At 61.3% G+C, this 9,186-nt stretch carries 9 protein-coding genes; 8 read left to right on the top strand and 1 reads right to left on the bottom strand.

Annotated elements, in window-relative coordinates; translation table 11 throughout:
- The first annotated feature begins 125 nt into the window (after positions 1–125).
- From ppc to PMI18_RS03835, 7 genes are all read left to right on the top strand, one after another.
- Positions 126–2,756, top strand: coding sequence for a phosphoenolpyruvate carboxylase (gene ppc, locus PMI18_RS03865; RefSeq protein ID WP_007906264.1), 2,631 nt, complete (start codon positions 126–128; stop codon positions 2,754–2,756).
- 302 nt (positions 2,757–3,058) lie between these two features.
- A complete protein-coding gene (adk, locus tag PMI18_RS03860) occupies positions 3,059–3,706 on the top strand; it encodes an adenylate kinase (protein ID WP_007906266.1) in 648 nt (215 codons plus the stop codon).
- 93 nt (positions 3,707–3,799) lie between these two features.
- Positions 3,800–4,474, top strand: coding sequence for a tRNA (adenosine(37)-N6)-threonylcarbamoyltransferase complex dimerization subunit type 1 TsaB (tsaB, locus tag PMI18_RS03855; protein ID WP_007906268.1), 675 nt, complete (start codon positions 3,800–3,802; stop codon positions 4,472–4,474).
- A 297-nt stretch (positions 4,475–4,771) separates the two neighbouring features.
- Positions 4,772–5,077, top strand: a complete 306-nt coding sequence (locus PMI18_RS03850) for a hypothetical protein (RefSeq protein WP_007906271.1) — start codon at positions 4,772–4,774, stop codon at positions 5,075–5,077.
- On the top strand, positions 5,077–5,937 hold the full coding sequence (locus tag PMI18_RS03845) for a DUF72 domain-containing protein (RefSeq protein ID WP_007906273.1): 861 nt from the start codon (positions 5,077–5,079) through the stop codon (positions 5,935–5,937). The genes PMI18_RS03850 and PMI18_RS03845 overlap by 1 nt, the downstream gene beginning before the upstream one ends.
- Positions 5,938–6,062: 125 nt before the next feature.
- Positions 6,063–6,884: an isocitrate lyase/PEP mutase family protein gene (locus PMI18_RS03840; RefSeq protein ID WP_007906280.1), complete on the top strand. Its 822-nt coding sequence runs from the start codon at positions 6,063–6,065 to the stop codon at positions 6,882–6,884.
- Between the two features lie 2 nt (positions 6,885–6,886).
- A complete protein-coding gene (locus PMI18_RS03835; protein WP_007906281.1) occupies positions 6,887–7,582 on the top strand; it encodes an extensin-like domain-containing protein in 696 nt (231 codons plus the stop codon).
- Positions 7,583–7,586: 4 nt separating this feature from the next.
- On the opposite strand, the gene PMI18_RS03830 is transcribed toward PMI18_RS03835, so the two are convergent.
- Entirely contained in the window at positions 7,587–8,207 is a 621-nt protein-coding gene (locus PMI18_RS03830; protein ID WP_007906282.1) for a hypothetical protein, read from the bottom strand.
- Positions 8,208–8,301: 94 nt separating this feature from the next.
- On the opposite strand from PMI18_RS03830, the gene PMI18_RS03825 reads away from it, so the two are divergent.
- Positions 8,302–9,084 carry a class I SAM-dependent methyltransferase gene (locus PMI18_RS03825; protein WP_007906283.1) on the top strand — a complete coding sequence of 261 codons (783 nt, stop codon included), beginning with the start codon at positions 8,302–8,304 and terminating at the stop codon, positions 9,082–9,084.
- Positions 9,085–9,186: the final 102 nt, after the last annotated feature.

Here is a 9,186-nt window from a genome sequence, read left to right on the forward strand (position 1 = left end):
TTTTCAAGCAGAAGACGGCATACGAGATATTGGCGTGACTGGAGTTCAGACGTGTGCTCTTGGCAAGCCTGGCTCCTACACTGACATTGAGCAAAGCCGCCCGGATTTTCGCTGGAGAACTGCTGATGACCGATATTGATGCACGCTTGCGCGAGGACGTTCACCTGTTGGGTGAGCTGTTGGGCAACACCATTCGTGAACAGTACGGGGACGACTTTCTCGACAAAATCGAGCAGATCCGCAAAGGCGCCAAGGCTGACCGTCGCGGTTCGATGGACGCCGAACTCAGCGCCAGCCTCAACCAGTTGAGCGAAGACGAGTTGCTGCCGGTGGCGCGAGCGTTCAATCAGTTCCTCAACCTGGCCAATATCGCCGAGCAATATCAGTTGATTCACCGCCGCGAAGAGTCGCAACCCGCGCCATTCGAGGCCCGGGTGTTGCCGGAATTGCTCGCTCGCCTGCTGACTGCGGGCCATGACCCCGAGTCCCTGGCCCGGCAATTGGGCCGGCTGGAAATCGAGCTGGTATTGACGGCGCACCCCACCGAAGTCGCGCGTCGCACGCTGATCCAGAAGTACGACGCGATCGCCGCGCAACTGGCCGCACAAGACCATCGCGACCTGACTACCGCCGAGCGCGAGCAGATCAAAACGAAGTTGCAGCGCCTGATCGCCGAAGCCTGGCACACCGAAGAAATCCGCCGTACCCGTCCGACACCCGTGGACGAAGCCAAGTGGGGCTTCGCGGTGATCGAGCATTCGCTGTGGCAGGCGATTCCCAACTATTTGCGCAAGGCCGATCAGGCCCTGCATGCCGCCACCGGCCTGCACCTGCCACTGGAAGCCGCACCGATTCGCTTTGCCTCATGGATGGGCGGCGACCGCGACGGCAACCCCAACGTCACCGCCGCCGTAACCCGCGAAGTGTTGCTGCTGGCGCGCTGGATGGCCGCCGATTTGTACCTGCGCGATGTTGATCACCTCGCCGCCGAGTTGTCGATGCAGCAGGCCAGTGACGAGTTGAAAGCCAAGGCCGGCGACAGCGCCGAGCCTTACCGCGCAGTGCTCAAACAACTGCGTGAACGCCTGCGCGCGACCCGTAACTGGGCCCATGCTTCCCTGGCAGCAAACACGCCAGCATCCGCCGATGTACTGCAAAACAACCGCGACCTGCTGGACCCACTGGAGCTGTGCTACCACTCGCTGCATGAGTGCGGAATGGGCGTCATCGCCGACGGCCCGTTGCTCGATTGCCTACGCCGCGCGGTGACGTTCGGGTTGTTTCTGGTGCGCCTTGATGTGCGACAGGACTCGTCGCGTCACACGGCGGCCATGACCGAAATCACCGATTACCTCGGCCTGGGCCGTTATGAGGATTGGAGTGAGGAAGAGCGCATCGCCTTCCTGATGCGCGAACTGAACAATCGCCGCCCGTTGCTGCCCGCGTACTTCAAGCCGTCTGCCGACACTGCCGAAGTGCTGGCGACGTGCCGGGAAATCGCCGCAGCACCGGGGGCTTCCCTCGGTTCCTATGTGATCTCCATGGCCGGTGCCGCTTCCGACGTGCTGGCCGTGCAATTGCTGCTCAAAGAGTCCGGCGTACTACGGCCGATGCGCGTGGTGCCGCTGTTCGAAACCCTCGCCGACCTCGATAACGCCGGCCCGGTGATCGAAAAACTCTTGTTGTTGCCGGGCTATCGCTCGCGCCTGCAAGGGCCGCAGGAAGTGATGATCGGTTATTCCGACTCGGCCAAGGACGCTGGCACTACCGCAGCGGCCTGGGCGCAGTATCGGGCGCAGGAGCGTTTGGTCGACATCTGTCGCGAGCAGCAAGTGGAGCTGCTGTTGTTCCACGGTCGCGGTGGCACCGTGGGCCGTGGTGGTGGTCCGGCGCACGCGGCGATTCTGTCGCAGCCGCCAGGTTCGGTAGCGGGGCGTTTCCGCACCACCGAGCAGGGGGAAATGATTCGTTTCAAATTCGGCCTACCGGACATCGCCGAGCAAAACCTCAATCTGTACCTGGCGGCGGTGCTGGAAGCGACCTTGTTGCCCCCGCCACCCCCTGAGCCTGCCTGGCGGCATTTGATGGACGAATTGGCCGCCGACGGCGTCAAGGCTTACCGCGCCGTGGTGCGGGAGAATCCGCAGTTCGTCGAGTATTTCCGCCAGTCCACCCCGGAACAGGAATTGGGGCGTTTGCCGTTGGGCAGCCGCCCGGCCAAGCGCCGTGCTGGTGGCATAGAAAGCCTGCGCGCGATTCCATGGATCTTCGGCTGGACCCAGACGCGCCTGATGTTGCCGGCCTGGCTTGGCTGGGAAGCGGCATTGAGCAAGGCGTTGGAGCGCGACGAGGGAGAGCTGCTGGGGCAGATGCGCGAGCAGTGGCCATTCTTCCGTACTCGCATCGATATGTTGGAAATGGTGCTGGCCAAGGCCGACGCCGATATCGCCCAGTCTTACGATGAGCGCTTGGTCGAGCCGGATCTGCTCCCTTTGGGTGCGCATTTACGCGACCTATTGTCGCAGGCCTGTGCGGTGGTCCTGGGGTTGACCGGGCAGTCGCAGCTACTGGCACATAGCCCAGCCACGCTGGAATTCATCCGCCTGCGCAACACTTACCTCGACCCGCTGCATCTATTGCAAGCCGAGCTGTTGGCACGTTCGCGGCAACAGGATGTGGCCCAGGGCAGCCCGGTAGAACAGGCATTACTGGTGTCTGTGGCGGGGATTGCCGCCGGTTTGCGAAATACCGGCTAAGGTTTTCATCGTGGGGGACAGGCACCCGGCGCGAGCGTCGAGTGCCTGCTGGCGAGCGGTCGAAAAGGTCTGTCACGCGACAGTTAATGATGGGGTTGCGACTTGGGTTACCCCTTCGCAAGGTCTCATCAGGCTCGGGTTTCTCCGACTTTCGGCGGCTTGTGTGGGCAGGGCCTGCTGTGTATCTTGATCAGCCTTTGACCGTTTGGGCGGTCACGACCCTATTTCTGAGATTGGCCCCACGTGGCGAATCCATTGTTTTGTTTAAGTAATTCTAAATAAAAAATTGAGGAGCACATCTAATGCGCGTCATTCTGCTGGGAGCTCCCGGGGCCGGTAAAGGTACTCAGGCTAAGTTCATCACCGAGAAATTCGGCATTCCGCAAATCTCTACCGGCGACATGCTGCGTGCTGCTGTAAAAGCCGGTACCGAGCTGGGTGTTAAAGCCAAGGGCATCATGGATGCCGGTGGTCTGGTCTCCGACGATCTGATCATCGCCTTGGTCAAGGACCGTATCGCGCAGCCTGACTGTGCCAATGGTTTCCTGTTCGACGGTTTCCCGCGCACCATTCCGCAAGCTGAAGCGCTGGTAGAAGCGGGTGTGGAACTGGACAATGTGGTCGAAATCGCCGTCGATGACGAAGAAATCGTTCAGCGTATCGCCGGTCGTCGCGTTCACGAGGCCAGCGGCCGCGTGTACCACACCGTCTACAACCCGCCGAAAATCGCCGGCAAAGACGACATCACCGGTGAAGAACTGGTGCAGCGCAAGGACGACACCGAAGAAACCGTGCGTCATCGCCTGTCGGTCTACCACTCCCAGACCAAACCACTGGTAGAGTTCTACCAGGGGCTGGCCTCTGCGCAGGGCAAGCCGAAATACAGCCATATTCCGGGTGTTGGCTCGGTTGAAGTGATCACCGGCAAGGTGCTTGAAGCACTGAGCTGAAAAGTCTGATCGGCTTCATCTACTACGGCCCGCTTGCGGGCCGTAGTTGTTTATACTGGCGCACTTTTTCTGACCTCTCTTACGGAAACATCGATGAGCACCTTGCTGGCCCTGGACACCGCGACTGAAGCTTGCTCCGTTGCCTTGCTGCATGACGGCAAAGTCACGAGTCATTACGAGGTGATCCCGCGTCTGCATGCGCAGAAGCTGTTGCCGATGATCCAGCAACTGCTGGCCGATGCCGGGACCACGCTGCAAGCGGTCGATGCCATTGCGTTCGGCCGTGGCCCGGGCGCGTTCACCGGTGTGCGGATCGCCATCGGCGTGGTGCAAGGTCTGGCGTTTGCGCTGGATCGCCCGGTGTTGCCGGTCTCCAATCTCGCCGTACTCGCCCAGCGGGCCTATCGCGAACACGGTGTCAGCCAGGTCGCGGCGGCCATCGATGCGCGTATGGATGAGGTGTATTGGGGTTGCTACCGCGAAACGGCGGGGGAGATGCGGTTGGTGGGCAACGAAGCTGTGTTGCCGCCCGAAGTCGCCGCACTGCCGGCCGATGCCAGCGGCGAATGGTTCGGCGCGGGCACCGGTTGGGGGTATGCCGAGCGCATTGCCGTCAACCTGAGCGGCTCGGATGCCGGCATGCTGCCCCACGCCGAAGACCTGCTGACCCTGGCGCGCTTTGCCTGGGAGCGCGGTGAAGCGATCGTGGCCGATGAGGCGCAGCCAGTGTATCTGCGCGATAAAGTCGCCACCCCGAAAGCGCGTTAATCCACGCCGTCCTTGTGGCATCAGGGCCTTCTGTGGCGAGGGAGCTTGCTCCCGTTCGGCTGCGGAGCAGTCGTAGAACCTGACGGCGCGGTGTACCTGTCTGCGCTCGGGGGCAGCTTCGCAGCCCAGCGGGAGCAAGCTCCCTCGCCACAAAGTGTTCCAACCGCAGCCAATCGTCAGTTTTCTACCTGCCGCTTTTAAACCTTTTCGCTTTTCTGTGTTCTAGTTATCACTCGGCAGTTTGCGAAGTGGGCTATGTGCCACTAAGCTGCCATCATTGATACCGGACATGTACTCATGCGTATAGACGGCGTTTCCTCCCAGTCCTACCCCATCAAGCGCAAGCCCCGCAAAGGCCCTGTGGCGGATGACGACTACGTCGATATCGACGGTGAGCTGGAAATTCCTTCCGAAGAGCAGTTGGCCGCTCGTGCCGCCAAAGCTTCCGCACAACGTCTGAGCAATCTCCCCGCGCGTCAACAAGACATGATTTATCACCGCGCCATGAGTAAAAGTGCGGCGATGGCACTGGCCAGTTACCTGAGCACCGCCACGTTTGTCGATTGGGAAGCGGATGTACTGGGTCTCGACCTGTACATCTGATGCGGCTGCCTTACTACCTCGGCTGCCCGTCCTGGAGTGAAAACGCCTGGCGCGATTACTTGTATCCACAAGACGCCAGGCCCACCGAGTTTCTCAATCTTTATTCTCAAGTGTTCAACGCCGTAGAAGGCAATACGACCTTCTACGCGAGCCCGTCTGCCGCCACTGTGCAACGCTGGGCCGAGACGATGCCTGAACACTTTCGCTTCACCGCCAAGTTTCCCGGCGACATTAGCCATAGCGGTGACCTGCGCGAACAATTGACCGCCGCCGAGACATTTCTGCAATTGCTCAGCCCTCTGGGTGAACGTGTTTCTCCCCTCTGGCTGCAATTGTCCAAAAGCTTCACCCCTCAACGCTTGTCCGAGCTGGCCGGTTTTATTGACGCGGTGGATCGGCCCTTGGCGGTCGAAGTGCGACACAATGAGTTCTTCGCCAAGGGCGATGCCGAGCGGATGCTCAATCGCCTGTTGCTGGACCGTGGTGTCGAGCGTATCTGCCTTGATCCGCGAGCGCTGTTCAGCTGCCCCTCGACCGATCCTTCGGTGCTCCACGCCCAATCGAAAAAGCCCAGGGTGCCGCCTCGTCCTGCTGCGTTTACTCAGTTCCCACAGGTGCGTTTCATCGGCCATCCTGTGCTTGAAGCCAACGATCCATTCCTGGTGCCGTGGGTTGAGAAAATCGCTGCCTGGATCGAAGAGGGCCGCATGCCCTATATCTTCCTGCACACCGCCGATAACCAGCTGGCAGCGAAACTGGCACAACGTTTTCACGCACAACTGATGCTGCGTTTGCCTGGCTTGCCGCCGCTGCCTGAGCTATACAGAGAGCCCGCTGCCGAGCAACTTGGCTTGCTCTGAAGCGGCCTCGTTCCCAGCTGTAGGAGCCAGGCTTGCCGGCGAAGGCGTCCTTGAGTGCGCCTTCGCCGGCAAGCCTGGCTCCTACGAAAAGCGGTTTATATTTCCCCTTTTTCAGGAGCCTGCCAATGGATGCGCAAACCCTTCGAGCCCAGGCGTTCAAAGCACTGCACGAACGCGAGGGCGCTTTTGTCATTCCCAACCCTTGGGACGCCGGTTCGGCGAAAATGCTCGCCAGCCTTGGCTTCGAGGCGCTGGCGACCACCAGTGCCGGTTACGCCTTTTCCCGGGGGCGTCCCGATGGTGGGCTGACGCTCGATGAAACCCTGGCGAACGTTGAAGCAATTGTCGCAGCCACTGATCTGCCGGTAGCGGTGGATCTCGAAAACGGCTTTGCCGACGCCCCCGCCGACTGCGCCCAAAGCATTCTGCGTGCGGCAAAGGCCGGTGCCGTTGGTGGTTCGATCGAAGATGCCACCGGGCGTGAAGACGGTCCGATCTACTGCTTCGAGCATGCCGTGGCGCGTATCGAAGCGGCTGTCGCGGCGGCTCGCAGTTTGCCTTTTCCCTTCGTGCTGACGGCGCGTGCCGAGAACTTTCTGCACGGCAATCCTGACCTCGACGACACCATTCGCCGCTTGCAGGCATTCGCCGAGGCGGGAGCCGACGTGCTTTACGCACCGGGCCTGCGCAGCGCTGAAGAGGTCTTGGCGGTGGTCCGCGCCGTGGCGCCGAAACCGGTCAATGTGTTGATGTCCGGCGGGCTCAAACTGACGGTCGAGCAGTTGAGTGAAATGGGCGTCAAACGCATCAGCGTCGGTTCGGCCCTGGCCTTGGCGGCGTATGGCGAGTTCTTCCGCGCCGCCGAGGAAATCCAGCAACACGGGACCTTCGGCTTTACCTCCCGCTCGATGCCGTTCCAGAAGGCCAATCAATTGTTCAAAGGCTGACGATGCGGTTTCGATGGGGGCTGTTGCTGGTGCTGTTGATCATCGGCGCTGCCGGGTTGAGCGTCTGGCGCGGCTGGGTTTCCATTCCCCCGCAATGGAACCCATGGGCGCCGCTGGACGTAAAGGCCGAACCGAACCTGCTGACCCGCTACAAACTGATGCGTCTGCGCGATGATCCGCAGTTATGCGACCAGGTTCTGAGCAGCTCAGGTTTGCGGGTGGCCCGTCAGACCGATAGCCCGGACGCGACTTGCCCGTTAACCAACACCTTGCGTGTGCAAGGTGGCGAGGCGGCGCTGAGCAGCAGTTTCCTCGCCAGTTGCAGCCTGGCGGTAGCGTTCGCCTTGTTCGAGCGCCACGCCCTGCAACCGGCGGCTCAGGCTGTCTACGGGCAGGCTGTGAAACGGGTCGACCATCTCGGCAGCTTCGCCTGTCGCAACGTCTACAACCGCGAAAACGGCAGGCGCAGCCAGCATGCCACGGCCGATGCACTGGATATCAGCGGATTCCGGCTGGCGGACGGCCGATTCGTCAGCGTGCTCAAGGATTGGTCGAAGGATAACCAGGACGCGCGATTTCTGCGTCAGATCCGCGACGGCGCCTGCGATATGTTCAGTGTGGTGTTGAGCCCGGACTACAACGCCGCCCATCGCAACCACTTTCATGTGGATGTCGGGCCGTGGTGGCGGTGCCGCTGAAGGATTATGCGGCGATGCGCAGGTTCTGCAGAACGATCGGGCGTGCCCAGCCGTTATCGAAATCGAGTTGTTTCTGTTGTTCCACCAGCTCTTCGGGCGAGAACGGCGGGAACGGCTTGTCCAGCAGATCGAGTTCGAACTCGGCGATCGGCAAGCGCAGCGGACGCGGTTGCGGTGCGGCGCCGGGCTCTGGCAGTGCTTGACCGGCAGTCAGCACGATCGGGCGTACCCAGCCGCTTTCGAAGTCCTGTTGTTTCTGTTGCGCGACGATTTCTTGCGGTGGGAACGGCGGGAACGGTTTGTCGGCCAGGTCCATTTCGAACTCGGCAATCGGCAGGAACAGTGGCTCTGGCGGGCGGACTGGTGTTTCGATCACATCACATTCGCGCTGGGAAATGATGTGTGCCAGCAGCTCGCTGCCAACGGTCGGTTCGACCGGGCTGTCGAGATCGACCGGCGGAAAGTTGAGAGACTCCGGCACGACATCGCCCGACTGATCGGCCAGCGCCTGGGCAAAAAAATCCTGCCACAGGTGACTGACGCCGCTCAGTGCTTGGGAATTTCGCAGGCCAAAATCGCCATGGGGCGAGATGTAACCTATCGATGTGCGTTGAATGTCTGACATTTCTCTCGGTCGACGCTCAGCTCTGGCAAAATGCTCGATAGTTTGGTTATCGGCCGTTTTTGCCGATCATTAATTTTTTCGAGCGTGTTTTCCCATGATTGAGCAACCTGCGGCCTGCCGCATCCATGTCGAGGCCTTGGGCACGACCTTTCAGCCACAGGCCGAGCAATGGGCCGAGCGCCTGGGGTTGCCGTTGCAGGTGGATGACGGCGAGTTTGCCTTGCAGGTGGGCGAGCAGGGGTTGCAGCTGCAACAATTGGGGCCGGACGCACCGGGACCGGTGCGGGTGGATTTTGTCGAGGGCGGTGCGGCCCATCGTCGGTTGTACGGCGGCGGCAGCGGTCAGATGATCGCCAAGGCGGTCGGCATCGCCCAAGGCGTGCGCCCGCGCGTGCTGGACGCCACGGCGGGGCTGGGCAAGGACGCGTTCGTGCTGGCCAGCCTGGGCTGCGAGATGAGCCTGATCGAGCGCCAGCCGCTGATCGGCGCCTTGCTTGAAGATGGCCTGGCGCGCGGCGCGGAAGATTTCGACGTGGCGCCGATCGTGGCGCGGATGCGTTTGCTCAAGGGCAACTCGATCGAAGTGATGCGCAACTGGGAAGGCGAGCCGCCGCAGGTGATCTACCTCGACCCGATGTTTCCCCATCGTGAGAAAACCGCGTTGGTGAAGAAGGAGATGCGCCTGTTCCGGCCGCTGGTCGGTGATGACCCGGATGCGCCGGCATTGCTCGAAGCGGCATTGGCCCTGGCCAGTCACCGGGTGGTGGTCAAGCGCCCACGCAAGGCGCCGTGCATTGACGGGCCGAAGCCGAGTCATGCGCTGGATGGCAAGTCCAGCCGGTATGACATTTATCCGAAGAAAGCGCTCAAGCCCTGATTCGATACTGATCGTTCCCATGCTCTGCGTGGGAATGCCTCAATGGACGCTCTGCGTCCGCTTCGAAAGGGACGCGGAGCGTCCCGGGCTGCATTCCCACGC

The organism is Pseudomonas sp. GM102 (assembly GCF_000282555.1).
Lineage (GTDB): Bacteria > Pseudomonadota > Gammaproteobacteria > Pseudomonadales > Pseudomonadaceae > Aquipseudomonas.